Source organism: Bacillus sp. 11B20, assembly GCF_056098985.1.
Map to the genome: position 1 here is coordinate 673,753 of NZ_JBLZWZ010000009.1, position 24,060 is coordinate 697,812.

At 41.4% G+C, this 24,060-nt stretch carries 27 protein-coding genes and 1 pseudogene; 8 read left to right on the forward strand and 20 right to left on the reverse strand.

All coding sequences use genetic code 11. The annotated features are described in order from the left end of the window. The first annotated feature begins 14 nt into the window (after window positions 1–14). Genes ACN6NB_RS17700 through ACN6NB_RS17710 form a run of 3 tightly spaced genes read left to right on the forward strand, consistent with a single transcriptional unit; the run spans window position 15 to window position 2,324 of the window. A complete protein-coding gene (locus tag ACN6NB_RS17700) occupies window positions 15–857 on the forward strand; it encodes a transporter substrate-binding domain-containing protein (protein ID WP_474253507.1) in 843 nt (280 codons plus the stop codon). A gap of 16 nt (window positions 858–873) precedes the next feature. Then, on the forward strand, window positions 874–1,584 hold the full coding sequence (locus ACN6NB_RS17705) for an ABC transporter permease subunit (RefSeq protein ID WP_047202585.1): 711 nt from the start codon (window positions 874–876) through the stop codon (window positions 1,582–1,584). Then, window positions 1,581–2,324 carry an amino acid ABC transporter ATP-binding protein gene (locus ACN6NB_RS17710; protein ID WP_047202586.1) on the forward strand — a complete coding sequence of 248 codons (744 nt, stop codon included), beginning with the start codon at window positions 1,581–1,583 and terminating at the stop codon, window positions 2,322–2,324. Before ACN6NB_RS17705 ends, ACN6NB_RS17710 begins: the two co-directional genes overlap by 4 nt. 92 nt (window positions 2,325–2,416) lie before the next feature. Here ACN6NB_RS17710 and ACN6NB_RS17715 read toward each other — a convergent pair whose 3' ends face one another. The 3 genes from ACN6NB_RS17715 to ACN6NB_RS17725 form a co-directional block, all read right to left on the reverse strand. Continuing rightward, complete coding sequence (locus tag ACN6NB_RS17715) at window positions 2,417–2,917, reverse strand: YwgA family protein (RefSeq protein WP_339208494.1); 501 nt, start codon at window positions 2,915–2,917, stop codon at window positions 2,417–2,419. Between the two features lie 30 nt (window positions 2,918–2,947). Further along, window positions 2,948–4,249, reverse strand: a complete 1,302-nt coding sequence (locus ACN6NB_RS17720; protein WP_007497716.1) for an HD domain-containing protein — start codon at window positions 4,247–4,249, stop codon at window positions 2,948–2,950. Window positions 4,250–4,419: 170 nt separating this feature from the next. Next, window positions 4,420–4,641 (reverse strand): YuzB family protein, encoded by a 222-nt coding sequence (locus tag ACN6NB_RS17725; RefSeq protein ID WP_003215259.1) that lies wholly within the window; start codon window positions 4,639–4,641, stop codon window positions 4,420–4,422. A gap of 242 nt (window positions 4,642–4,883) precedes the next feature. Between ACN6NB_RS17725 and ACN6NB_RS17730 the strand changes: the two genes are divergently transcribed. Continuing rightward, a complete protein-coding gene (locus tag ACN6NB_RS17730) occupies window positions 4,884–5,693 on the forward strand; it encodes an RsfA family transcriptional regulator (RefSeq protein WP_034281253.1) in 810 nt (269 codons plus the stop codon). Between the two features lie 33 nt (window positions 5,694–5,726). Here the strand turns inward: ACN6NB_RS17730 and ACN6NB_RS17735 are convergent, their stop codons facing one another. The 16 genes and pseudogenes from ACN6NB_RS17735 to pta form a co-directional block, all read right to left on the reverse strand. Next, entirely contained in the window at window positions 5,727–5,960 is a 234-nt protein-coding gene (locus tag ACN6NB_RS17735; protein ID WP_024426379.1) for a DUF5970 family protein, read from the reverse strand. Further along, the gene (locus ACN6NB_RS17740; protein ID WP_144516259.1) at window positions 5,957–8,233 is read right to left on the reverse strand and encodes a glycosyltransferase; all 2,277 of its coding nucleotides are present in this window, start codon (window positions 8,231–8,233) and stop codon (window positions 5,957–5,959) included. Before ACN6NB_RS17740 ends, ACN6NB_RS17735 begins: the two co-directional genes overlap by 4 nt. Window positions 8,234–8,338: 105 nt before the next feature. After that, window positions 8,339–8,826 (reverse strand): annotated as a pseudogene (locus ACN6NB_RS17745) (tetratricopeptide repeat protein). Between the two features lie 36 nt (window positions 8,827–8,862). Then, window positions 8,863–9,708, reverse strand: coding sequence for an octanoyl-[GcvH]:protein N-octanoyltransferase (gene lipL, locus ACN6NB_RS17750; protein ID WP_058838518.1), 846 nt, complete (start codon window positions 9,706–9,708; stop codon window positions 8,863–8,865). Between the two features lie 240 nt (window positions 9,709–9,948). Further along, entirely contained in the window at window positions 9,949–10,362 is a 414-nt protein-coding gene (locus tag ACN6NB_RS17755) for an SMI1/KNR4 family protein (RefSeq protein ID WP_474253554.1), read from the reverse strand. 87 nt (window positions 10,363–10,449) lie between these two features. Then, complete coding sequence (locus ACN6NB_RS17760; protein WP_151284891.1) at window positions 10,450–10,719, reverse strand: hypothetical protein; 270 nt, start codon at window positions 10,717–10,719, stop codon at window positions 10,450–10,452. A gap of 247 nt (window positions 10,720–10,966) precedes the next feature. Beyond that, window positions 10,967–11,293, reverse strand: coding sequence for a hypothetical protein (locus ACN6NB_RS17765; RefSeq protein WP_039182239.1), 327 nt, complete (start codon window positions 11,291–11,293; stop codon window positions 10,967–10,969). A 19-nt stretch (window positions 11,294–11,312) separates the two neighbouring features. Next, window positions 11,313–13,007: a T7SS effector LXG polymorphic toxin gene (locus tag ACN6NB_RS17770; RefSeq protein WP_474253508.1), complete on the reverse strand. Its 1,695-nt coding sequence runs from the start codon at window positions 13,005–13,007 to the stop codon at window positions 11,313–11,315. An 11-nt stretch (window positions 13,008–13,018) separates the two neighbouring features. Continuing rightward, window positions 13,019–13,297, reverse strand: coding sequence for a YwqI/YxiC family protein (locus tag ACN6NB_RS17775; protein WP_039182249.1), 279 nt, complete (start codon window positions 13,295–13,297; stop codon window positions 13,019–13,021). Window positions 13,298–13,301: 4 nt separating this feature from the next. Next, on the reverse strand, window positions 13,302–13,700 hold the full coding sequence (locus tag ACN6NB_RS17780) for a YwqH-like family protein (protein WP_039183359.1): 399 nt from the start codon (window positions 13,698–13,700) through the stop codon (window positions 13,302–13,304). 175 nt (window positions 13,701–13,875) lie between these two features. After that, a complete protein-coding gene (locus ACN6NB_RS17785; RefSeq protein WP_039182253.1) occupies window positions 13,876–14,142 on the reverse strand; it encodes a hypothetical protein in 267 nt (88 codons plus the stop codon). A 13-nt stretch (window positions 14,143–14,155) separates the two neighbouring features. Further along, a complete protein-coding gene (locus ACN6NB_RS17790; RefSeq protein WP_039182254.1) occupies window positions 14,156–15,490 on the reverse strand; it encodes a TRAP transporter large permease subunit in 1,335 nt (444 codons plus the stop codon). A gap of 45 nt (window positions 15,491–15,535) precedes the next feature. Beyond that, window positions 15,536–16,411, reverse strand: coding sequence for an NAD(P)-dependent oxidoreductase (locus tag ACN6NB_RS17795; protein ID WP_260774977.1), 876 nt, complete (start codon window positions 16,409–16,411; stop codon window positions 15,536–15,538). Window positions 16,412–16,424: 13 nt separating this feature from the next. After that, window positions 16,425–17,096 (reverse strand): RraA family protein, encoded by a 672-nt coding sequence (locus ACN6NB_RS17800; RefSeq protein ID WP_474253509.1) that lies wholly within the window; start codon window positions 17,094–17,096, stop codon window positions 16,425–16,427. A gap of 148 nt (window positions 17,097–17,244) precedes the next feature. Then, window positions 17,245–18,096: a MurR/RpiR family transcriptional regulator gene (locus tag ACN6NB_RS17805; protein WP_247543892.1), complete on the reverse strand. Its 852-nt coding sequence runs from the start codon at window positions 18,094–18,096 to the stop codon at window positions 17,245–17,247. Between the two features lie 130 nt (window positions 18,097–18,226). Continuing rightward, complete coding sequence (gene pta, locus ACN6NB_RS17810) at window positions 18,227–19,198, reverse strand: phosphate acetyltransferase (protein ID WP_024423792.1); 972 nt, start codon at window positions 19,196–19,198, stop codon at window positions 18,227–18,229. 240 nt (window positions 19,199–19,438) lie between these two features. Here pta and hemQ point away from each other — a divergent pair, with 240 nt between their 5' ends. Beyond that, on the forward strand, window positions 19,439–20,209 hold the full coding sequence (gene hemQ / locus ACN6NB_RS17815; RefSeq protein ID WP_024423793.1) for a hydrogen peroxide-dependent heme synthase: 771 nt from the start codon (window positions 19,439–19,441) through the stop codon (window positions 20,207–20,209). 67 nt (window positions 20,210–20,276) lie between these two features. Next, window positions 20,277–21,437: an MFS transporter gene (locus ACN6NB_RS17820; protein ID WP_341084830.1), complete on the forward strand. Its 1,161-nt coding sequence runs from the start codon at window positions 20,277–20,279 to the stop codon at window positions 21,435–21,437. A gap of 13 nt (window positions 21,438–21,450) precedes the next feature. On the opposite strand, the gene ACN6NB_RS17825 is transcribed toward ACN6NB_RS17820, so the two are convergent. Next, a complete protein-coding gene (locus ACN6NB_RS17825) occupies window positions 21,451–21,930 on the reverse strand; it encodes an Lrp/AsnC family transcriptional regulator (protein WP_059377905.1) in 480 nt (159 codons plus the stop codon). 145 nt (window positions 21,931–22,075) lie between these two features. Here ACN6NB_RS17825 and ACN6NB_RS17830 point away from each other — a divergent pair, with 145 nt between their 5' ends. Then, the gene (locus ACN6NB_RS17830; protein WP_474253510.1) at window positions 22,076–23,308 is read left to right on the forward strand and encodes an MFS transporter; all 1,233 of its coding nucleotides are present in this window, start codon (window positions 22,076–22,078) and stop codon (window positions 23,306–23,308) included. Between the two features lie 149 nt (window positions 23,309–23,457). Next, a complete protein-coding gene (locus ACN6NB_RS17835; RefSeq protein ID WP_024423797.1) occupies window positions 23,458–24,060 on the forward strand; it encodes a type 2 periplasmic-binding domain-containing protein in 603 nt (200 codons plus the stop codon).

Here is a 24,060-nt window from a genome sequence, read left to right on the forward strand (position 1 = left end):
GAGGAGGATTTCACATGAAAAATAACAAACAATTCAAAAAACATTACATCATCGGTCTGCTTACACTTGGCTCATTGTTGCTTGCTGCCTGCGGAAATACGGAACAATCGAATGAAGTCAAAGCAGAATCAGCGAATAATGATCCAGATGCGAAGGAAATCATCGTTGGCACAGGGAATGCTTACCAGCCTTTCGTTTACTTAGATGAAAACGGCAAATTAACTGGCTATGAGAAGGCTGTATTAGATGAAGTGGATCAGCTGCTTCCACAATATAAGTTTAAATATGAATCCTTCGAATTCAAAAATATTCTGCCCGCTTTAGATGCTGGAAAAGTAGATCTCGCTGCCCATCAATATGAAATCAATGATGAGCGCCAGAAGAAGTATCTATTTGGAAAAGTTGGCTACACAGATTATACAAGCTATGTGGTTGTTGATAAAGCCTCCGGTCATGATTTTCAAAGCCTTGACGATTTGGCTGGACACAAAGTGCACACCTCTACAGGAAGTAATTTCGCTTATCTTCTTGAGCAATATAACAAAAAGCATGATCGGAAAATTGACATTGTCTACGGAGATGGCGGGAACGAGATTCTCGTCAAAAACCTTCAAAATGGCACAGTCGATGCGGCCCTGCTCACAAAGTATGACGTCAACAAGCTAAACAAACAATTTAATGCCAATCTAGTCACCTCTGGAAAGCCTGTAAACGTATCTAAAACGTATTATCTTTATCAAAAAAACAATACGAAACTTCAAAAAGACATTGATCAAGCATTACAAAAACTAATTGATAATGGCAAGCTCGCTGAATTGTCTAAGAAAATATTGGGCGGAGACTTTACTACATCATAAGAAAGGAGCGATCTGAGTGGATTTTGATGTTGCCTTTATGCTGCAGGCCTTTATAGCCGCACTTCATTATTTGCCAACGACATTGCTATTAGGCTTTCTCCCGCTATTATTTGGCTCTGTCTTTGGATTTGGTATTGCCCTTATCCGTTTTTATCAGGTGCCTGTATTGTCTCCCTTGTTCAAATGGTTTGTGGCTATTTTTAAAGCAATTCCGGTTGTCCTGATTTTGCTCGTATCTTATCTGCTTTTTTCCGATTCACTGGACCATTTGGCTGCATCTCTTTCTCTTCAGATTCGTTTCAGTGATTTGGACAGACGATGGATTGCCATTTTCGCCCTTACTTTATATGCCGTAAGCGGGTTATCTGAAATATTTCGAAGCTCTCTTGCATCTATTCCAAAGGGACAATTCGATGCTGCTCTATCCGTTGGTTTCACCAGCAGACAGGTTTTAAGAAGGGTCATCATACCGCAAGTCTTTCCCATCTCCCTTCCAATGCTGAACAACATGCTGATCAGTTTAATCAAAGCCTCTTCTCTCGTTTCTATGGTGTCTGTGGTCGATATTTTAAACGGCGCTTTAATTAAAGCCAATGTGAACTATCGTTATCTTGAAGCATACATCGCAGTTGCCCTGATTTACTGGGCCCTGTGTGCCTCTATCGAAGCCATTACAGCCGGATATGAGAAATATGGACACAAAAACAAAAGGAGACGATTGGCATGATTGATATCAAACAGGTGCATAAAGCGTTCGGTAAAAATCAGATTCTGAGAGGAATTGATTTAACGGTAGAAAGAGGCGAAGTGGTCGTCATTTTAGGTCCGAGCGGTTCTGGAAAATCAACCTTTCTGCGATGCTTGAATTTTCTTGAGCGTGCAGATCAAGGAGAAATCAGCATTGATCACACGACCGTCAAGTTCAATCAAGCAAGGCCTAAAGACATTCTCGCACTTCGCAGAAAAACCGCCATGGTCTTTCAGCAATACGATCTATTTCTTCATAAAACAGCACTTGAAAACGTCATGGAAGGTTTAGTCATTGCCCGTAAACAACCAAAAGATCAAGCCTATGACACAGCTCTCCAATTACTCACAAAGGTCGGATTACTAGAGAAAAAGGATGCCTATCCGCATCAATTATCTGGCGGACAGCAGCAGCGAGTCGGCATTGCACGGGCACTGGCTTTGAATCCAGAAGTCATTTTATTCGACGAACCGACCTCTGCATTAGATCCAGAACTTGTAGGAGAAACGCTTGATGTCATTAAACAGGTAGCACAAACCGGTGTCACCATGATCATCGTCACCCACGAGATGAGCTTTGCCTACGATATTGCCGACAGGGTCATTTTCATGGAGGATGGGGTCATCGTCGAATCAGGTACGCCGGAAGAAGTCTTTGAACAGACGAAAGAAGAACGTACAAAACAATTTTTAGCAAGATTCTCTTATCACCATTCATAAAATACAAGTCGATCCATGCGGTCGGCTTGTTTCTGTGCAAAATAAAAACCAGTCTGTTCTAGCCATCAGCCATCACATACTGGTTCTTCTCGTTAGTTCAATTCCTTCAACTGATTAATATAAGCAAGGGCAGCCTCAAATTCTTCGTCCGTATAGCGCTGCTTGCTTTTAATGGTGAAGACCTTTTCCTTTATCTCATCTTCTGGCAGGTCATCAAAATATAAAATCGTTGAGACAAGCTCTAGGAAACGGGACGATTGCTCGTTCATCTGCTGCGTCAGCGCTTTGAGGTCAGGCATGTCCACTTCACATTGATCGAGAAACTCTTTCCCATTGTCCGTCAGCGAATAGCGATATTGATAGTATCCGCCCTTTTTTTCCTTCATTTCGTCCAAGAATCCAAGGTTGCACAGCTCTTCAATTCTGAGCGTCAACTCCTCTGAATAGGGGCCATAAAAATGAAAATCGTATTTCTCGTAAAAAGGCAAATCTAGCTTTTTTGCTATGTAAATCATCTTTTGCAGCTTCTTCCGTCCAACGATTTCCCCTGATTCAGAGAATACCTTCATCAACTTTGCATGCTCTTTCAACAAATTCCCGACATCTCCTTTTTCAGTACTTCTTTATCCCAAACCAAGCAGCTTCATGATCGCCTTCTTTTCTTCAGCTTTTTCCGACATATCTACAATTAAGTCCATCGGGAAATAAAGTTTATGATCGGTTCTTCGTTTACCGGAAATGGCGTCAACAATATCTGACTGTCTCGACAGTTCTTTAATATGACCACTTTGCGTCAAAAGGTGAATTGGCAGCCTCTCTTCTTCCTCTCCTGGTCTATAAAAGTCATAGGGCAAGTCAGAAGACGAGTCGACCACTAAATAGTAGTCAGGATCAATTCCTGCCTCCTTAAACAAGGCGGTCAGCTTGAAATATTTCGTCATTTCTTCATTTGGATTAAACTCTGTATATTGGAACAATCGGCGGTTCATAAAACGGCGGCACAAATCGGCCAGCACGTGATCTTCTTCATCTTCCCACGCCTGAAAATAAAATAAAACAATAGATTCATCCAGCTTAATATAGTCCTCTGTGGTGACATTTCCCTCAAAGATTGAGTAAAAATGAACTGGGGCATGTGTAAAAATATAACCCGTTTCATGCAGCTCTTTTGCACGATGAAGGATTTTCGTTAAAATGACTTCAGCACTGCGTGTCACTGGGTGGAAATAGACTTGCCAGTACATTTGATAACGGCTCATAATATAATCTTCTACCGCATGCATCCCGCTCTGCTTCATCACAATCTGATCTTCTCTCGGGCGCATCACACGTAAAATACGTTCCATATCAAAGTGGCCGTAGCTGACGCCTGTATAGTAGGCATCACGCTGCAAATAGTCCATTCGGTCGGCATCGATTTGACTTGAGATCAAACTAACTACCTGTTTGTTTTGATACGTTTTGGCAATGACTTCAGCCACATGCTTCGGGAAATCATCACTCACCCGGCGGAGCACTTCATTGACTTCCGTCTGCCCTAAAATAATATCTCTTGTAAACGATTCATGGTCTAAGTGGAAGACCTTTTCAAAGGAATGAGAAAATGGACCATGTCCGAGGTCATGAAGCAAGGCTGCACTAAGTACAAGCTCGCGCTCTCCTTCATCCCATTCCGGCCGCCCTTTAAACACATCATCCACAATTCGTCTCACAATCTCGTATACACCGAGTGAATGATTGAATCGGCTGTGTTCTGCACCATGAAACGTCAAATACGTGGTTCCTAGCTGTTTAATCCGTCTCAGGCGCTGAAATTCTCTTGTTCCTATTAAATCCCATATTAATGCGTCCCTTACGTGAACATAACGGTGCACAGGATCTTTAAATACCTTTTCCTCAGATAATTTACCTTTTGGATACGCCATCGTTTCGTCCCTCTTTTTTTAAGACGTGTTTCTATTATATCGGGTAACTTTTCCCGAAAACATCCTTGAATTTGCTGGTGAATGTGTTCTCAAAGATTGCATGGACGTAAAAAGCCCGACCTGACAGGGACGGACCTCTTTTTAGGTCGACTGAACACATTCAGTGACATTTATTTGACTTTTTTTTGAACCTTTTCGAGTAATTCATCTTCTGTTGGTGCGGATAATGGGCGATTGTTCACAAACGCAAAAGCCTTTTTTCGTCCTGGACCACAATAAGATTGACAGCCAATCTCAATTTTTGCATCAGGGTCAACCGATTTGAGTCGAGGCAATAACGTCTTTAGGTTCGTCGCATCACAATCGTCACATACGCGAAACTCATTAGCCATGGTCTTACGCTTCCTTTCAATGATGATACTTCATTCTATATGAAACAGTTGGACAGCCAATCGTGATTAATATACCACCCAACATTGTACATCGAAGCGGCTGGACTTGCAAGACGCTTTGCCGTCCCAATGACGCGCTTACATAAAAGCTAGTATTTTCCACTATCCTTTTAGCAAACTTGTATAAACCATCATGAACTTGGCTAATCTAATACCATCAAATCATATGGGGGTTTAAACACATGTCAAAACAAAGACAAGATGCTTGGTCAGAGGAAAATGATCTCCTCTTGGCAGAAACCGTCTTACGTCACGTCAGAGAGGGCAGTACGCAGCTAAATGCGTTTGAAGAAGTAGGAGACAAGCTGAACCGCACCTCCGCAGCATGCGGATTTAGATGGAACGCTGTCGTGAGGCATCAATATGAAAAAGCGTTGGCACTTGCCAAAAAACAGCGAAAACAACGGATGCGCGCACTTGGCAATGGCCAGCCTGCGAAAAAACGATTACTTTATCAGCCGCAAGTAGAAGAAACGGTCACTCAGGAGGAATTCTCACAGGAATTGGAGCCAGCAAAGGAAGAAACATTTGCACCAGCTGCTGAAACTGCCGAACAGCTTCAGTTTGTGGATCAAAGCTACAATGAAGAGTTAGCTAGTTTATCACATTTATTGTCACAGGCTTCTCCTGCCCCAAATACCGCAGAGAAAAAGCCGGAAGCGAATCCATTTAGGCAGCATCAAGAATTAACCATCGACGATATCATTGATTTCTTACGCCGTTATGAAGGCGATGGTCAGCAATCCACTGCCTTACGTATGGAAAACAGCCGCTTAAAACGAGAAAACAATGAGCTTTCTCATAAAGTCTCGCAGCTAGAAGCTGAAGTGAAAAAGCTCGAAAAGGATCAGCTCACGATTCAAGAAGATTATGAAACACTCGTCAAAATCATGAACCGTGCAAGAAAACTAGTTTTGTTTGAAGAAGACGATAGTGCCGCACCAACCTTTAAAATGGACCGGAACGGCAACCTCGAAAAAATGGCAGAATAACAAAAAGTGCTCCCCGCCTCGGGAAGCACTTTTTTAAATGCCCAAAAATAGCATCACACTAAAAAGGACATTGATCAAAAACACGAACATAAAAATATACCTGACCTGCCTTACTTGAAAATCACCAAACATAAAAATATAAAGACCTGCGATGCCAAGTGTCAGTACAGGCTGAAGAAATGGCACTAAAAGCGAAATGCCGTAGCCGGCTCCCATGATGACAGGAAGCCATAGTAAATAGAGGTAACCGCCATTTTTGGATTTCAAGAAACCACTCCCTCTCTTTCTTCTATCTGCTTGATTTCAGGCTGAACAAACTTGAGTCCGGCTATTGTGCGGCCGCGTTTTTGTGATGTCCAAACCACAATCGCCGGCTGCTCTGTCAGAGATTCTGTATCAATGGTGATTAGCACTTTGTCATGTAATTCAATTGAAGCTTCAGACTCGATTTTACACCCAGATAAACTAATATCATGTATATTCACCGGCACCTTCTCTTCTAACCGGTCCTCATAGACTAGCGTGCCTGCCACACCTTGCAATGGTCTTCTCATCCATTTGCGCCGAATAGCCTTTGGTACTTTCTCCGTTTCTCTTACAAAGCGGAGAAATGTCCGAACAGCATAGGATTTTTTCTCACGATCCGTTATCGATACGTGCTCTCGTGTGAATAAGAAGCGGATCAGTGATAGGTACTGTGATTTTTCTGTGTTAGTAAAAGCCACACCAACCATCAGCTTGTCTCCCTCCGGATGACTCCAGACCACATCACATGCCACACTTTCATTCTCTGAAAAGGATAATTGCATTTGTCCTTGATTTAGAGAAGAAGCTTGATCCAATGGAATGGATAGACGTGCACCTGAATCACTCATATCTAGTAGAAAACAAGCAATCGACTCATCTTGATGATCAGAACGGAGCTGCCCCTCTTTTTCAATGACAAACCGCTCTGATTTTCGATAACGCGGACGATCAAACGCCACAATGAGTGCCATGAACAGGCCTGCACCGTTATAAAGTACCCAAAAAATATTAATCAACGTGAGATCAGCATTCATCGTCCCATTTACTTTCATATCGTATCCTATTTTCACAAGGACAAGCAATGAGAGCAGCAAGAAGATCAAATGAGGAATCATCGTTTTCAAATGGAAATGTCTCTTGTCCGTTTGAATTCCCTTCGGCGTGACAAGAAATTCAACCCTCTTCTTCAAAAACAGCTCACTTAAAGCCACACCAGCCAGATGGAATGCCATAGAGCTTTCATAAATATGACTCCAAAACATACTTCTTTTTTGATTCGACACCAGTTTAAACGCTAAATACGAACTAAAGAACGCCGGCAGCCAAAACATGAAAATGGACTGAAAATCGGCCCAGAAACTTTGAATACCAAATAATAAAAACAATATCGGTGTAAGAATGTAAATCATTTTAAACAAACCGTTAAACCAATACACAATGCCATCTAAATAAAGAACGCGCTGCATAAGCGTTAAGCCGCGAACCTTCAATGGATTAAACTTACGGGCACACTGAATGTTCCCTCTCGACCACCGGTCTCGCTGCTTTAACAGATCAAGCCAGCTTTCAGGTGCCAGACCAACAGCTAATACCTCTCCGACAGACACAGATTTGAACTTCCCTTGGAGAAGCATTCCTGTCGCCATGTCTTCTGTAATTACCCCAGTAGCAAATCCGCCAATTTCCTCTAATGCTGTTCTTCTAAATACCGTATTACTCCCGACATACATGACCGCATTAAATCGATCTTTACCAGCTTGGAGGGTTTGCATGAAGAAGTCCTGCTCATTTGGAATTCGATCCTTCGAGAACATATTATATTGGAAAGGATCTTCGTTATAAAACGCTTGTGGAACTTGAACAAATGCAGTCGCTCCATCATGAAAGTAAGGCACTGTCTTTTCTAAAAAGGCAGGAAGCGGGACCATATCAGCATCAAGTGTGAGAATCAGCTCCCCATTCGTTTGAGACATCGCATGGTTTAAATTCCCCGCCTTAGCAAACTTGTTATCAGTTCTTGTCAGATAATGAACACCAAACTCAGAAGCAAGCTGCTTCACAGACTCCCTCTTGCCATCATCACATAAATAAATATGGACGCTGCCTTTTGGATAAGACAGATTCAAACAACCTGCAACCGTGCGTTTTAACACTTCAATTGGTTCATTATATGTAGCTATGAAAATATCAACTGTTGGCAGCCTGTCAAGATCACTGATCATGACTTGTTTCCGATTTGAAGGCTTCCAAACAAGTGTATAAAACACAAGCAGCTGTAAAAATCCAATACATTCACAGGCAACAAGCAAAATTCCCATCACAATATTAAATGTACCTTCATGCGGCAGTGTAAAGAAGAGACGCCAGCAAATGTATGCGGCATTTGTTAACACACAGAGCACAATGGTGATTTTTTTAATCGTAGAGGCCATCGGCTGAATACGATACATCACATACAACAAAGACAAAACACAAAGCATAAACAGCGGGTAATACGTGGTGATGAATGACAATACATTTTCCTTCTTTCTTATGTCATAAAGGACTATCACATATATAAAATTTCATAACAAAGGAGGGGATTCTTCCATTACATTGCCCCTCCAAATCTATATAAATCATTTCCACAATCTAAATCTAACTGATTCGAATAAAAATCAATGGCTTTTCGATAACTCAAAATAGCAGGATCGTTTGTCGTCTCAGTTAAACAGTTCAGTAATATTTCCATCGCTTTGCTATGTTCCTTCAAATTATACAAAGTCATGGCATAAAACGTTTGAATGGCTTTATTATGCGGATAAGCTTCCATCGCATGCAGGAATATCTGTTTTGACTTTTCATATTCCCCTAAGGTTCTGTATGTACTTCCTAATCCTAGTAAAGCGTCTTCTAGTTCTTCTGAAGACAATCCTAACTCAATGGCCCTTTCATAAAAAAAGACAGCTTGTTTTTCTTTTCCTAACACATCATAACTCCAAGCACATTGATAATGGATGGAGGCATGGTCTGGATACTCTTCTACAAGACGGGTGAGCATGTCATTGGATTCTTGAAGATGTCCACTTTCTCGAAGTTCAATGGCTTTCAGAAGTTTCGTTTCCATTACATCACCCCTATTTTTTAAGATGGAAAGATGTGTTTACGAGAACACTTTCTCATTCCGCTCAATCATCCGCGTCATGTTTTTCTCAAACTCTAGCTGTTCCTCGGTGGTCAGTCCTGAAGCTGTCAGTTGATCGCTCAGCTTTTGGAGTTCTTCTAGTAAAAGACGCATGAGAAGCGCACAGTCAATTGGTTTTCCAGTTAATTCTGATAGGGATGCCATCGTATCCGGCTGTATATCAGGGAATACCGCTTTCACCTCATGTCGTTTATCCTTTAAGGCCACCTCATAAAAACGGCGAATCAAATCAGCTCGTTTTCGACCGCTTCCATCTGCACACAAATAGATTTGCACAGCGACCCCTCCGCGTAATCTACGCTGAGAAATGCCGGCAAATTTCTTTCCATTGATACTCAAATCGTAGCTGCCTGGACAGTAAGAGCCGACAATTTCATAGGCTTCAATGTCCACCTCGTACATTGACAGCATCCGGCGGATCAATTCCACCATCGCATCATACCCGCGGTCAATATCAATGCCCTTCTTTTGTTCAGCAAAGATTAAAGACACATTCAGTACGCCTTCATCCAGTACCACAGCAAGACCGCCTGAATTGCGCACAATCACACGATATCCCTCATCCTCAAGCAGCTTTACGCCATCTTGGAGGAATGGAAGTCTTGTATCCTGAATCCCAAGCACAATCGTATTGTGATGCACCCAAGAACGGGCTGTCGCTGGTGAAAGGCCCTTCCCCACCGACGCGCAAAGCGTATCATCCATCGCAAAGGATTGCTTTGGGTCTACATAGAGACCTAGGCTCGATTGATCTATGATTCGCCATGTCGGCTGTGTCAATAACTCAATAGGTTCATTTTTCATGTCCTGCATATCCTCTCGTTCATAAACTGTGTTTATTATACCATGGGAGGAATGGAGGGAGAATGCAAAAAAGCTCCATAACATTTGGCGTCACAGAGCGTTTCAGTTGGATGATTTGGTTTTCTTATTCTTCCTTTTCGAGATGAAATAAACAGCTGCAATTAAAACGACAGGAACCCCAACCACGAGGCATGCAGCGATCAATGTATTCCACGGCAAATTGATCATCTCCTTAATAGACTAAACTTCTATGAAACAGCCCTCATTTACCCAGCTCAACAAGTCTTCAGCCACCAATTCCGCATGCTGAGGGTCCATCACACCAGCATCGACGATCCACACTTTTTTCTCCTCTTCTGCCTGCCGCATGAGAAATACTCGCCCGCCGCCATCGTCGCCAATTGCTGCATAGCCGCTTGCATACTGCTGAACCTCCCACGTTGCATTGCGTTCCACTATGTCCTCAGTTCCGTATAGTAGAACATCGCCTCCAACAGAACATCCATTTGTCTGTTTCAGCAATTCCTTATAAGCACGGGGCAGTACCATGTTTAGCTGGGATTCTGCCTCTTTGATATGTATGTCACTTGCTGGTTTGTTCACGTGCAAATCTAGGATTTGAGTTAAATTGAGCATTTTAAGAGCCTCCTCTATGTTAAGCTGCTGATTTTTTCATGCCCCGTTTATACATCTTTAAAAGAAAATAGCCTCATCTAGAACTATAGACAGCCATTCTATCTATTACAACATTTCTTTTAGCAAACTCTCTGCTTTATGTAATTCATCTAGAAAGGGGTTTAAATAATCATTGTAACTATCCAAATAAGCTCTTACCCCGCCAATGATCAACATCTTTTGGAGATCTTCATTGTTCTGAATGATCCTTTGTGCATCCTTATATCTTTTGTATATTAATTGGAGAACACCTTGATTGATTTCTTGGGAATAGTCTTTTTCTAGGATGTTGATGACGGTTTGGATTTGTTTCGTTAGTTCTTGTTTTTTGTTCATTGATCGCTCCTATTTTCGAAGTTTTATTTAAATCATTCAATGGTACTTTACTGTTAATAATATTGATTGAGCTTTGATGATACACATGCGCTATCATATTTCAGCCCAAACTGCCCCAGTTATGAACCTACAGAAACCGGTTTTGCCAACGATCAACTTGACGCATATTTCACTAACTCATAAATAATTAAAAGGCCCTCTTACCGAGGGATTAGATTTTAAAATTCTAAAATGTCAATTGTTACTCTTATGCCAATTCCCATACTATTTGGCCATCTACCAAAATCTTATTTGGTGGATCATCATAAAGAGATATCTCAACTAAAGAGCTTTTCTCTTGAATTAACCAATCGTATACACTGCCACTGTTTTCATTAGGATGAGATAGAATATCATTTACTTGGAAAGCAGCTGCAATATATTCTGTAAAATTAATATCATCTTCATCTAACATATTATTTGTTTCAAAAACTGTATCTAGTTTCCCTAAGATTTTCAAGCCACTATTCCATTCCAAAATCATATCTTTTTTTTCATATTTTATTAATGTTCCAATCAAAGAATCATAACCCATTTTTTACCTCCAATTCATTTTAAGGCCTCGCTGGTACGATGTGAGCACCATCTTTCCCATAATGTATCATTCCCTTAGTAGTCTCTTCATACTTTCCAGTATCAATATTATAGTATTTTCCTATTGCTTGGCCAAAGTCTATCCTTTCTTTATTCTTACCCAATTCTTTGCCTGTCCCTGCATATTTATCCAGCAATTCTTGTGCCTTTTTATTATCTCCGTAAAAAATACTTTTCTTTTTTCCATTTGCTACTTCTTGCTTGTAATTTGGTGTTTCTGGAATATGTTTTTCTTGAGCTCCTGATTTTACTTTTGCTGGGAAACTATTTACTTCACGGTAAGGTCCTTTAGGTACGGATTGTTTTCCGTAAGCAGGTGTTTTAACCCTCTTAATATTCTTCCCTTGATCCAACCTAAAAACATATTTCCCAGCCTTCACTATTTTCGTGATTGGGATGGTAGAGGCTGCGGATAAGGCTCGGTCTGTGCTGCTGATGTTTTGGCTGGTTTCTGGGTCTTTGCCAGTAACGGCTCGGTAGCCGTCGTAGATGCCGCTGTATTCTAAGATGATGTTTTCGGTAGTTGAGACAACTTCACCGTCTAATATGCGTTTAGCGTTGCCACGGCTACGGCTTTCTGGAATTTTATCGACTTCTTCTATTCTTATTTCGTCGTTTGCGATATACGTTCGGATGATTTGTTTATTGGCGTAAACGGTGTATCTTCCGCCAATAAAATCAATATCCGATGGGTCCGTGACGACTTCATCTGCGATGTCGAATTCTTTTAACTTTTTAATGCCTTTTACGTTGAATAGTTTACCATTTATGACCCTGATGTCTCTATGAATCTTGTTTTTCCCGTTCACGGCTTCCCTTTGCAATGTCGTAAGCGATGGATCGTTTGCTGTGATTTGTTTACTGATGTTTTTATGGGTGTCATTCCGAACAACCGTCTCCACATTCGCTTGTTGTTTCTCTTTCAGTTTCTTCAGCATGATGATCATTGGATTGTCTTTTGGGTTGTCTATTTTGTCGTTCAATCCACTGATAGTGCTGCTTACTTTTTCTTTTTTTCCATCTTTGAAAATAGATCCCTTTTGATAGCTCGTGATGTCGATTCTTGGGCCGGTGAACATGGTACTTAAGGTATCTATGTATTGCTTCATTGTTTGAAGGGAGCTTTTGGTTTCATGTAAAGCACTTGTTTGCTCCCTGTCAAATGCATGAAGCAGACCAATGGTTTTTGAGGTCTCAAGCCATGCCTTTTGATAGTTTTGCTGAAAAGCTGATTCGTCTACACTTGGCAAGTGAACAATATGACCAACTCTGCCGATGGCGTGGTTTACCTCTGATACGATTTCAGAAATCGTACGTTCAGCTTTTTTTAAGCCTTGATCAAGATCATCTTCGATAAACGCTTGTGAGATAAAGCCGTGCTCGTTTGATTCTAGTGCGTGAAGAGCCTGCTTTATGTTTTTTAATGCAGCACTATATTCCTCAATGACGACCTGAAAGAATTGCAGGAAGGGAATATGGCATTCTGTATAGAAGGCGCGGATGGCTTGTCCTGCCTCTCCCTTTAGTGCGCCATCGAGTGAGATGATGTGATGGATTTGTTTCTCTATGGAGCTGATTTGCTGTGACTGCTGATTTAACGCATTCAGCGTTTGATCTATTCCGTTTATTAGCGCAAAGGCGTCAAGGGTTTTCATTGCTTTCTCCTTTATTTTCTTTTACTGCTGGAAGCAAGAGCCTTGTCCGTTTCAATCATGGTGTTCACCGCTTGTTCTGTTTGTACAAGCTGTTTCTGAAGGATGCCTATATAGGATGTACTTAATTCGTTCAACTGTTGATTGATCTTTTCTAATGAGTCTGCCGTCAGGAGCTGATTTCTTCCTTTGATGGTTGTTGGAAGGGCTGCATTCATTTGAGTGCCTGATTGTTTTGCATGCTGTAATACTCGTTTGACCTGACTGGCATCTATTTTAATTTCTCTCGTCATGTGACTACCCTCTTTTTTCTTCCAGTTGTTTCTGCTTTTCTTTCTCTATTTTTCTTTCAACCGAATGAATTTCATGTTCTAACGATTGGATCTCTGATATTAGGTCATTGATTTTCTCATCAATTCGATTTAATAAATTGGTTAGCTGTACACTTTTTATCTCTTGACTGGCGGAAGCCATTCCGTCACGAATGTCATCAAACGTGTCTGCCAAATGGCCAAACCATGTTTGTGATGTCAGATCTGGATGAGTGATTTTCTTGCTGGCATCTGACAGGGTTGATTTTGCCTCTTTAATTTCTTTGCGGCACATGTTGAGTTCGATGATTTGTTCTTTTTTTATAGATATATCTGCCTTTAATGAATACAAGGCTGTTTTATAACCGATGATTGCTCCAGATATCGTCAAACACCTCTATCCCTTAAATAGTCCTCCGTTATGTTACCATTTACTAGAACAAGAGGCATATGATTGAAAGTGAATTGACCAAAAAATGAATCGTACGTATTGGGTTTTAATACCTATTTCTCGCGCGCAAAAAAGCTGAATTCATTTTCTGAATCCAGCTGTTTATTGCTTATTTGAGCGAATCACTCGCTGATGCTGATGGATGATCGCTAAATGAGGTGTCTTTCTTTTCAGGAATATAATTGAGAGAGAAACCAACAAGACTAAAAAAGGCACTTAACACCAGTGTTGGGTTTTTGAATAGATTCGTACTCGCAATAATCATATCACCCTTTTGCAAGAGAATCCCTAGTATTTGACCGAATACCAACAGGGCTCCTGACGTTAAGAACAGGACAAGCAGCACTTTAAATAATAATTCCATTAATGCTCTCATGTGTTTCTCCTTTCTATACTGGAAGTATTCCCATTCCGATGAGCCAGCCAATTCCCACGATCGGCAGCATATAGTAGAGAATCAGCGGTATAAATGTTTTCTCAGGTTTGGCTCCTGCAAGACCAGAAGCAATGAAAATCGATCCTGATGCCGGCGGGGAAGCGCCTTCTGTCGATGAAAAAGCAAGAATGGCGACAACAGCCACAACTGGATCAACTCCGACTGAGACTAAAGCTGAAAACGAGACAAGTCCAACAGCTGTTAATGTGGCTGTTGAAGATAATGGTCCAGCCACCAGCGTGACAAGAATTCCCACAATGAGTACCATGAGCCATTTCGGAATGGTAAGTACTGATGTGATTTGCGTCAAATCTTCTGCCAATCCTAATTCAGCAAGCACCTGACTTGCCGCAACAGCAAACAGCATCAAGGCACCGATCGTTGTAAATTTAGGAATGGCCGACTTGAAAAACTGAGACCAATCAAGTGCAGACGCCTTTTTTCTCCCGATCGTTAAACTAATCAACATCATGAGAATCGGAATCCACGTAATTAAAGAAATTTGATCCATTGCCTCTGGTCCAATGTTTGGATTACTTTTTAAGTAGTTTGCCAGTGGACCAATTGTGATAATGATAGGAATCAAGGCACCGAAAAAAATAAAGATCGACTTCCACCCTTGTTTCACAGCTTCCCTAAAAGGAAGAATATCATCTGGCGGCATGGCCTGAATTTTATTCTTTTTCACCAGAATATACACCAAAATAAATCGGTATACGACTTGATACAGTCCTCCTATGAGAAGCGCAATATATAAATCTCCCTCAGATACAAGGGCTGCAATTGGTGCAAACCCCAGCATGATAAACATGGAAGAGTTTGGAGGCAGTGCCGCTCCAAGTCCGCCATTCCCTGCTAAAATGGTCGCTGTATGGGTTCGGCTCCAGCCTGATTTAATCATCCAAGATGCCGTGATAGAGCCAGTGGCAGCTGTGTTTGCAGAATTTGAACCTGAAAGAGCACCTAAGACTGCTGAGCCTAACGTACTCATATAAGCCGCTCCACCAGGAAGTTTACCTACAACCGAATTTAAGATTCGCAAGAGTGCATGAATTAATTCCAGCTTTTCAATTAAATAAGCCATGAATACAAATGCGACAGCTGCATAGAGCACCTCATATGTGGATGCAAATTTTAATCCATCCCAGAAAAGTCTTAATGCATCCAATCCGCCAAATAATGTGGTTGCAATAAAGCCTAATAGCATGGCTTCTCCCATATTCCGTTTCACGACGACATTCCATATAATGATGACAGCTATGAATACAATCAACGCAATAAAACCCATATCGTTTTTCGCCTCCCCTTTGTTAAATAAAACGCTTACAATTTATTACCCCTGCTGCATCACGTCAATAACTTCTTCCCAGCTGGCCGGCTTTTTCCCATTAAACCGTTCAACGAATTGAAAGTCTGCTAATCTCTCTAGCTTCTGTTGCGCTGCCCGAGACATGCTGGCATCAACCTCTGCTTCATCTAACATTTCAATAGAGCCAAGAAGCTCGATCGCTCGTCGTTTTGCATGTAATGCACTCCCTGTCACAAGACGGTTCATGGTCTCTTCAAAACTTTTGCTATCCATTGTATCGCTTAATGAAGAAATCACTTGTTGTTCCACATTATATTTTTTGGAAATTTCCAAAAATTCAATCATGAGACCAACGATCCCCTTCATATAAACGCTTCTGATCAGCTTTAAGGCAGAAGCATCTCCTGGCTGGTCACTGATTTTTGTGATATTCATGCCATAAGCATTCATTACTTTCATGAATTGGTCGGTTCCACTGCCGCTTGCCGTGATCGGAACCTTGTGTTTGTTGACTGGAAGAGGCCCTAGCATGGCAGCATCTACGAATAGAGCTTTTTGCTTTTCAATTTCATTGGCCACTTGTTTTTTGATGTCTGGTGTTGATGCTGACACATCTACATATACTCGATTCTCTTTCAAACTTCCCGATACAGATTGGGCCACTTCTAAGGTTTTATTCGCTGGCACAGCTGCAATGACAATATCAGATTTCTCAATGACTTCGCTGATACTGCTGGTTAATTGAACTCCTGTCTGCGATGCTTTTTCTTTCAACGCTCCAGCCAATTTCTCATTTTGTAACAGTACATCATACGCATAAAATTGATCTAATCCTTCTGTTTTCAATCCCGTTGATAGCTCATATGCTGCTTCTCCATAACCGATAAAGCCTATCTTCATCACCGATTCTCCCCTATTCCTGAAATTTTTTCAATTTGCCTGCCAGCCATGCAGGTGCTAAGAGACTAGTGTCTTGCTTTCCTTCGTCCATATATTGTTGAATCGTGTTTAATCTCTGATTTTCATACGCTTGTTTCTCTTCCGCTAGTGTCAGCATGTGTTCCGCCTTCTCCTGTGGAACGATGACGACTCCATCATCGTCAGCAATGACTAAATCACCTGGTGCTACTTTGACACCGCCGCACGAGATGGTTTGATTCAATTCCCCAGGACCATCTTTAAAAGGTCCGTTTGGCATAAACCCCTTACTGTATATTGGAAAAGCCAGCTCCTCTAAAGCGAGTTTATCGCGAACAAGCCCGTCAATCACGATTCCTTCTATTCCTACAGCCTTTGCTACACCTGCCATCAATTCCCCTAAATATGCATGACCTTTATGGTCTTTTCCATCAACAATCAGTACATCTCCTTCTTTAGCAGAGTAGATCGCTTGATGAAGAAATAAATTATCCCCTGGCCGTAAGCTAACGGTAAAAGCTGTCCCTACTATATTCATGCCTCTTGCAACAGGTTTAATTTGATGATCCATCGCTCCAGTGCATCCCATCACGTCTGACAGCAAGGTTGAGTTAAGCTTTCTTGCCCGATCTATTAGATCATTTGACACGAATTGAACAGTACTCATTGTTCCATCATCCCCTTTGAGTTATATTCATTACATATAATTTTATTAAAGTAATATATATTACTTTTGTGACACGATCATACCATCTCGATTTTATTTAGTAAAGCGCTTTCAAAAAAATAAATGAAAAAAATGAGTCACCACACGACTAATGTGTTGTGTGATAACTCATTTTCGTTAACATATGATTGATTTGATCTAAACGTGGTTTTGTCCTTTCAGGGTCATTAATGGCTAAGGCACTTAAAATATAATCTACAATAAAGATAGCAGATACGACAGAGTTATGAGAGCCCACACTTGCTGAGGAACATGGTAATACATATTGTGCATACTTAGTTAGTGGAGAGCTGTAGCTGTCTGTAATTAAAAGCACTTCCACCCCATATGACTTCGCTGCCTCCAGCAAGTCCTTTATACGCTTTGCATAGCGAGGATAGCTGACCGCTATAATGAAATCATTAGATTGAAAATGAACGAGATCATCCACCCAGTCACTTTTGTCCGCATCAATATATTGACAGTTCCCCAATAGCCGATTGATTCCAAATGACAGATACTCGCCAACAGGTCTTCCACTTCGGACACTTGTACACAGAACATGGCGGGAGCTGGCTATTTTTTCAACAATATGCTGAAAGGTTTCTTCCGTGATATTGTCTAAAGCGTACTGGATATTTTGAAATTGCAGGTCTACATGATTATGCAAAAGCTTACTTTTATTTGAATGCTTGAGGTTCGCTTCAAGTCTCGTTTGAGGGGCGGCTTTATGCTTCATATTTGATTGAAGCTCTTTTTGAAGCTCAGAGAAACCGGAATACCCTACAGCAGCAGAGAATCTCATGATGGTAGCTGTACTCGTCCCAACTTTTGAAGCCAATTTATCTACGGTTAAAAACGCGACCTCCATCGGATTGTGCACGATATAATCTGCAATTCTCCTTTGTGCCTCTGTTAATCCCGCGACCTTATGCTGAAGCTTATGTATTAAATCGTTCATTATAGCACCTGCCCATTCTATCGGCTTTATCTACGATCAAATTTTTTCTTTTCCCCCTATATTGTACACATTTGTCATCAAAAAAACAGCCAGCACGAATCTATCGTACTGGCTGCCTTTGTCGAGATCATTATAATGCTTGAGCTGCTGTGATCAGCGCAAGGTTGTAAACGTCTTCGGCATTACAGCCTCTTGAAAGATCGTTTACTGGCTGGTTTAAGCCTTGCAGGATTGGACCTACAGCTTCAAAGTTACCTAAACGCTGTGCAATTTTGTAGCCAATGTTTCCAGCTTCGAGGCTAGGGAAAACAAATACGCTAGCGTCGCCTTTGATCACGGAATCTGGCGCTTTTTTCGCTGCTACTGAAGGAACGAAAGCTGCATCAAATTGGAATTCTCCATCAAGTACAAGCTCAGGTGCCTTTTCTTTTGCAATGCGAACTGCTTCAGATACTTTTTCTGTTTCGTCTGATTTTGCTGAGCCTTTTGTAGAGAAGCTAAGCATTGCCACACGTGGTTCGATATCAAACATTTTTGCTGTGTTTGCACTTTCGATCGCAATTTCAGCTAGATCTTGGCTGTCTGGAGCAATGTTGATTGCACAATCAGCAAACACATACTGCTCTTCGCCGCGAGCCATAATGAAGACGCCAGATGTTTTCTTTACGCCTTCTTTTGTTTTAATGATTTGAAGTGCTGGACGCACTGTGTCAGCAGTTGAATGTGCCGCACCGCTCACAAGTCCGTCTGCAAGACCTTTATATACAAGCATTGTACCGAAGTAGTTTTCATCTAGTAATGCTTTTCTTGCTTGCTCTTCTGTTGCTTTGCCTTTACGTCTTTCGACGAAAGCTTGTACAAGCTCTTCAAAACCTTCATATGTATGAGGATCATACACGTCAACACCATCAAGTGTAAGACCTAATTCTTTTGCTTTTGCTTCAACTTCTTGTTTTTTACCTACCACAATTGGCTGTAATACTTTGCCATCTGCTAGTTTTTGAACGGCTGTTAGAATGCGTTCGTCCATTCCCTCAGGAAAAACGATCTTTACTCCTTTACCTGCAACCTTTTCCTGAACTGTTGAAAAAATATCTGCCACTACAATACCCTCCTTGATTTTACAAAAAAAGCGTTCTCTTTTAAGCATACTCTTCTTCTACCTAAATTCAAACTACCAACTTATATTATAGCGCTTACAAATTAAATTCTTATTTTTCAAACTAATTTAATCAATTTTGATAAAAGCTGTTTTCTTCGTTCAAGTTTTGATCACATCTCCATTTGGACAAACTATGTTATAGTTGGAACAGATGGAAAACTGTTAATAGGAGTGAAAGAAATGAGCGAACAACATACAACAAATGAAGCAGCTCAAACACTAGATGGCTGGTATGCGCTGCATGATTTTAGAACGATCGACTGGACAGCTTGGAAGCTGCTGACAAGTGATGAGCGCCAAGCCATCATTCATGAGTTCACAGGTCTATTGGAAAAATGGAAAACAGCTGAGCAAGATAAAGCTGGAAGCCAAACAATCTATAGTATTGTCGGCCAAAAAGCAGATATTATGCTCATGATTTTACGTCCGACAATGGAAGAACTAGGTGAAATTGAACTTGAATTCAACAAAACACGACTAGCAGAGTTTACGATTCCAGCTTATTCGTATGTTTCAGTTGTTGAGCTCAGTAACTACTTAGCAGGAGGCGGCGATGGCGGAGATCCTTACGAGAACCCGCATGTACGTGCGCGCCTATATCCAGAGCTTCCTTCTTCTCAATACGTGTGCTTCTATCCAATGGATAAAAGACGTTCTGGCAATGACAACTGGTACATGCTTTCCATGGATGAGCGTAAATCTCTTATGAGAAGCCATGGCTTAATTGGCCGAAGCTATGCTGGAAAAGTAAAACAGATCATTACAGGTTCTGTTGGTTTTGATGATTATGAGTGGGGCGTTACCCTTTTCTCTGATGATGTGCTCCAATTTAAAAAATTGGTTTATGAAATGCGCTTTGATGAAGTCAGTGCACGCTATGGCGAATTCGGTTCCTTCTTTGTTGGAAACCGATTAGCAAACGAGCAGCTGGCGTCTTATTTCCATGTATGATAAACTCTTAAGGCTTCGGATCTTTCCGAAGCTTTTTTATGTATTTGTTTAGAAAGGTGATCACATCATGAGAAACTTCCCCATCGCTATTTTTGCATTAACGCTCGGTGCGTTTTCGATTGGCATGACTGAATTTGTCATCATGGGCCTTTTGCCAAATGTCGCAAACGATCTTCATGTATCAATTTCTGCTTCAGGACAGCTGATTACTGGATATGCACTTGGTGTCGCAGTTGGCGGACCTATATTAACGTTATCGACTGGGAAAATGTCGAGAAAACGTCTCCTCATTCTGTTAATGATTCTTTTCGTGGCGGGAAATGCTGCTGCCGCTGTCTCGACCTCTTATGGTCTATTAATGGCCGCCCGTATTTTAACGTCATTTGCTCATGGAACGTTCTTTGGCGTCGGAGCCATTATGGCTGCACGGCTTGTGCCTAAAGAGAAAAGTGCAAGTGCGATCAGCTTCATGTTTACAGGACTGACGGTAGCCAATGTACTCGGTGTGCCGTTCGGTACCTTTATAGGAAATCAATTCGGCTGGCGTATGTCTTTTCTAGTCATTGCCGTCATTGGTCTCATTTCCTTAATCGGTATCATCAGCTTAGTTCCGAATCAATCAAAGGAAGAAGTATTGGATATTCGAAATGAAGTATCCGTCTTGAAAAAACCACAGGTACTCGTTTCCTTTGCGATGACCATCTTTGGTTTTGCTGGTGTTTTTACAGCATTTACGTATATCAGCCCAATCCTGCTGCAAGTCACTGGCTTTCAGGAAAATGGGGTAACGCTCATCCTTGTCCTATTTGGACTTGGGGTCACCATCGGGAATTTAGTTGGCGGAAAGCTTGCTGACTGGAAGCTGATGCCGAGTATTATGGTGACACTGATCCTACTCATTGCTGTCCTGTTATTGTTTACAGTCACTTCCGAATTCAAAGTGTTTGCCGTGCTGACCATTTTTGTTTGGGGAATCATTTCATTTATTCTTGTTCCTACCTTGCAATACCGCACGATGAACATGGCACATGAAGCACCGACACTCGCATCGACGCTCAGCCATTCTGCCTTTAATATTGGGAATGCCGGCGGTGCAGCGCTTGGCGGTCTTGCTATCGACATCACACATTTACAGCTTGTTCCGTTATTTGCTGCAGCTGTGACATTTATTGGCCTTATCATTACGTTTATGAGTTATCAGTCAGATAAACGAATAAAAAGGACCTGACATAGGTCCTTTTTTATTTCACCACGGTCATTTTTGGCTCTTCTATTTGTTTCAAGCGTTCCTGAATAGGGTGAGAAAAAGAGTGCTCTGACAAGACAATATGGGAGACGGTTTTTGTAAATCCAGATACTTCTTGAATAAAGGCTTCAATTTCTTCAAGAGACGAAACTGACAGCTTAATGAAAAAGCAAGACTGTCCTGCCACTCGATAAGCAAAAAAAGCGCGTGGGTGCTCGTTCATAAAAGCCACAAAACGCTGATACTCCCCATTTAACACCGTAACTTCCAGCAGGCAGTCAATCAGAAGCCCTAATTTTTTATAATTGACCTGAACAGAATACCCTTCGATAATCCCTGCGTCCTCTAATTTACGCACTCTTTCTGCTACCGCAGGTGCTGATAAATTCACTCGTTTGGACAATTCCCTCATGGATAAGCGGGCATCTTCTCTCAATTCATTTAAAATATGCACATCTACATCGGTGATTTTCATTCGTACCTCTCCTATCCAAAAATCGTTCCATTTGAAAAGTATTTGATGATAATACTTATGATGCGAAATGTAAAATAAAACTAAATAATGGTAGAATTTATTTTAACGGAATTGAATGAAAAAGCAAGTATGGAGGGATCACTTGATGAAAGAATCTTTAGACAGCCAGGCTTCTAAAACATTTCCCATCACACTTGCCATCGCACTCACACTTGGCGTTTTTGCGGCGGGATCGGAGGAACTGGTGATTTCACCACTGCTGCCTGATTTATCAAACTCCTTTCAGCACTCTCTTGATGTTCTCGCTCTTTCCATCAGCATTTATGGGTTAGCTGTGCTGGTTGGAGCTCCGCTTCTCGTTCCTTTAGGGGACCGATATTCAAGAGAGCTGTGTTTGATAATTGGGCTGTCTTTCTTTTTGATTGGAACAGTGATGTGTGCTGCTGCCCCAAATTTGGCCGTGTTTTTTGCCGGCCGTGCTATTTCTGGGCTGGCGACTGGTGTATTTGTGCCAACAGCCTATGCTCTTGTGGGGGACCGGGTTCCATATGAATATCGCGGCAAAGTGATGGGACTCATTGTATCGAGCTGGTCTCTTTCTCTTGTCCTTGGTGTGCCCATTGGCGCTTTTATCGGTCAAAGTTTGAACTGGCGCTGGACATTTTGGATTTTCGCCATGATGAGTCTCGTTGTCCTGCTGCTCGTCATCCTTGAATCTAGAAAACAAGTCGCCACAGCTGATAAGAAGGCACCTCAAGCTAGGGAGAAATCAGGTTCTTTATGGGGGGCTTTGAAAATCGACCGTGTCCCTGCCTATATGACCGTGACATTTTGTAACATGCTTGGATTTTATGGCATGTACTCATTTTTAGGAGCTTACCTGCAAAGTTTGTTTTCCGGAGGGCAATCAACAGCTGGACTTCTGATCATGGCTTATGGCGTTGGTTTTTCCATGAGTATATTTACCGGGAAATTAGCAGATTGGTTTGGCAAAACACGGTCTCTTTTCTTTGTGCTGGGCGGGATTGCGCTCGTTCTTGCCTTACTTCCTTATGCACCGTTCTCATGGACATTGCTCATTTTCGCTTTATTTATTTGGGGTGCCATGCAAAGTTTATCCGTCACGCTTTTGAGCACCGTCCTGAGCGACTGCTCCCAAACCCACCGAGGCAAAGTGATGGCTTTTTACAGCCTTGCTTCCAATCTAGCCGTTATGCTTGGGTCCGCTTTGATGGGACCTGTTTATGTCCATTTCGGCTATCATACGGTAGGACTTGTATGTGCACTCATTACGCTCGTTGGTTTTCTCATCAGCTTCATCAGCTATAAACGTGAAAAAACCTTACAGCAGAAACATAAAAATACCTTTGAAACGTGAGCTCATTTCACTGCACATCTCGATATGTGCAGTTTTTTAGATCAATTTTTAATATCATCATAAAATACATTTTTTATAAATTTTGTTGACAATTACCAATTTTATTTTTTATAATCTAGTAAAAATTTGAAAAAGATTGGATGGTAAACATGATCTTAAAGAATGATGTTTTTCATTTCAAAGAAGAGCCCATCGTTTCACCTAAGATGTTTACAGTCAATACATTAGGCCCTAAGGGGACAAGCAGTGAATATGCAGCAAAACATTTCATCTCTCATTCCACCACTACACTCGGCACTCATACGAAACTATCCCTTTACGACACATTCGAAACTTGCATTGAACATACTCTCTCTAACGCACTCCAATACACTCTCGTTCCACACGCATACGAAGGAATCAAACATTTCTACATGAGACCTGACCTGCAGCTTTTACAAATATTCAGATGTGACACGCCCATGTATGGTTTGGCTGTCAGGCCAGATTTCCCCTTTCAAGAACAAATGCTTCACCATTTAAAAATTGTTTCTCATCCTGCACCTGTGAATTTGATTCAATATTTTATTCATCAAAATGCTGAATTTGAGCTTGTCAATTCAACAAGTACAGCCGCACAAAAAGTAAGAGACGGCGAATTTGATTTCGCTTTAACCAATGAGGTGGCTAGAGCTACATACGGCCTCACCTTCATTCGAACATTTAAAAGCATTCCTATGAGCTGGTCTATATTCGGAAAAGGAGAGATGTAA

What these genes read in the sequence shown, in the direction of transcription:
- ACN6NB_RS17820 (WP_341084830.1), top strand. Translation starts at nt 20,277, where the DNA reads ATGAGAAACTTCCCCATCGCTATTTTTGCATTAACGCTCGGTGCGTTT.
- ACN6NB_RS17725 (WP_003215259.1), bottom strand. Translation starts at nt 4,641, where the DNA reads ATGGCTAATGAGTTTCGCGTATGTGACGATTGTGATGCGACGAACCTA.
- ACN6NB_RS17710 (WP_047202586.1), top strand. Translation starts at nt 1,581, where the DNA reads ATGATTGATATCAAACAGGTGCATAAAGCGTTCGGTAAAAATCAGATT.
- ACN6NB_RS17785 (WP_039182253.1), bottom strand. Translation starts at nt 14,142, where the DNA reads ATGAGAGCATTAATGGAATTATTATTTAAAGTGCTGCTTGTCCTGTTC.
- ACN6NB_RS17730 (WP_034281253.1), top strand. Translation starts at nt 4,884, where the DNA reads ATGTCAAAACAAAGACAAGATGCTTGGTCAGAGGAAAATGATCTCCTC.
- ACN6NB_RS17795 (WP_260774977.1), bottom strand. Translation starts at nt 16,411, where the DNA reads ATGAAGATAGGCTTTATCGGTTATGGAGAAGCAGCATATGAGCTATCA.
- ACN6NB_RS17805 (WP_247543892.1), bottom strand. Translation starts at nt 18,096, where the DNA reads ATGAACGATTTAATACATAAGCTTCAGCATAAGGTCGCGGGATTAACA.
- ACN6NB_RS17830 (WP_474253510.1), top strand. Translation starts at nt 22,076, where the DNA reads ATGAAAGAATCTTTAGACAGCCAGGCTTCTAAAACATTTCCCATCACA.
- ACN6NB_RS17765 (WP_039182239.1), bottom strand. Translation starts at nt 11,293, where the DNA reads ATGGGTTATGATTCTTTGATTGGAACATTAATAAAATATGAAAAAAAA.
- hemQ (WP_024423793.1), top strand. Translation starts at nt 19,439, where the DNA reads ATGAGCGAACAACATACAACAAATGAAGCAGCTCAAACACTAGATGGC.
- ACN6NB_RS17790 (WP_039182254.1), bottom strand. Translation starts at nt 15,490, where the DNA reads ATGGGTTTTATTGCGTTGATTGTATTCATAGCTGTCATCATTATATGG.
- ACN6NB_RS17700 (WP_474253507.1), top strand. Translation starts at nt 15, where the DNA reads ATGAAAAATAACAAACAATTCAAAAAACATTACATCATCGGTCTGCTT.
- ACN6NB_RS17760 (WP_151284891.1), bottom strand. Translation starts at nt 10,719, where the DNA reads ATGAACAAAAAACAAGAACTAACGAAACAAATCCAAACCGTCATCAAC.
- ACN6NB_RS17800 (WP_474253509.1), bottom strand. Translation starts at nt 17,096, where the DNA reads ATGAGTACTGTTCAATTCGTGTCAAATGATCTAATAGATCGGGCAAGA.
- lipL (WP_058838518.1), bottom strand. Translation starts at nt 9,708, where the DNA reads ATGAAAAATGAACCTATTGAGTTATTGACACAGCCGACATGGCGAATC.
- ACN6NB_RS17720 (WP_007497716.1), bottom strand. Translation starts at nt 4,249, where the DNA reads ATGGCGTATCCAAAAGGTAAATTATCTGAGGAAAAGGTATTTAAAGAT.
- ACN6NB_RS17770 (WP_474253508.1), bottom strand. Translation starts at nt 13,007, where the DNA reads ATGAAAACCCTTGACGCCTTTGCGCTAATAAACGGAATAGATCAAACG.
- ACN6NB_RS17835 (WP_024423797.1), top strand. Translation starts at nt 23,458, where the DNA reads ATGATCTTAAAGAATGATGTTTTTCATTTCAAAGAAGAGCCCATCGTT.
- ACN6NB_RS17825 (WP_059377905.1), bottom strand. Translation starts at nt 21,930, where the DNA reads ATGAAAATCACCGATGTAGATGTGCATATTTTAAATGAATTGAGAGAA.
- ACN6NB_RS17775 (WP_039182249.1), bottom strand. Translation starts at nt 13,297, where the DNA reads ATGACGAGAGAAATTAAAATAGATGCCAGTCAGGTCAAACGAGTATTA.